Below are 448 nucleotides of genomic sequence, written 5' to 3'. Positions count from 1 at the left end.
CGATCCCTTCAGCCGGACTTGGGTATTCCTCCAAAATTATATGGACCTTGCAGGACTCGAACCTGCGACCGAACGGTTATGAGCCGTTAGCTCTAACCAACTGAGCTAAAGGTCCTGAATATAATTATACAACTAATAGTAGTGGCGGTGGAGGGGATCGAACCCCCGACCTCACGGGTATGAACCGTACGCTCTAGCCAGCTGAGCTACACCGCCGTTATGTAGTTTGTAAATTAATATTGGTGGAGACTAGCGGGATCGAACCGCTGACCTCCTGCGTGCAAAGCAGGCGCTCTCCCAGCTGAGCTAAGCCCCCAAAATTTATTTTACTATCGGGAAGACAGGATTCGAACCTACGACCCCTTGGTCCCAAACCAAGTGCTCTACCAAGCTGAGCTACTTCCCGTAAAATAAGCGCGCCCGATAGGAGTCGAACCCATAACCTCTT

The 448-nt window shown here is 50.7% G+C and carries 4 tRNA genes; all 4 read right to left on the bottom strand.

Annotated features, from left to right (window positions below):
* Window positions 1-41 precede the first annotated feature (41 nt).
* Window positions 42-115, bottom strand: a tRNA-Ile gene (locus HMPREF2576_RS09455).
* A 27-nt stretch (window positions 116-142) separates the two neighbouring features.
* A tRNA-Met gene (locus HMPREF2576_RS09450) sits at window positions 143-216 on the bottom strand.
* Window positions 217-240: 24 nt separating this feature from the next.
* Window positions 241-316 (bottom strand) — tRNA-Ala (locus tag HMPREF2576_RS09445).
* A gap of 16 nt (window positions 317-332) precedes the next feature.
* A tRNA-Pro gene (locus HMPREF2576_RS09440) sits at window positions 333-406 on the bottom strand.
* Window positions 407-448: the final 42 nt, after the last annotated feature.

Source organism: Staphylococcus sp. HMSC063F05 (assembly GCF_001837075.1).
GTDB lineage: Bacteria > Bacillota > Bacilli > Staphylococcales > Staphylococcaceae > Staphylococcus > Staphylococcus epidermidis.
Note: the sequence above shows the minus strand (reverse complement) of the source record. Positions and strands in the feature narration are given on the sequence as shown.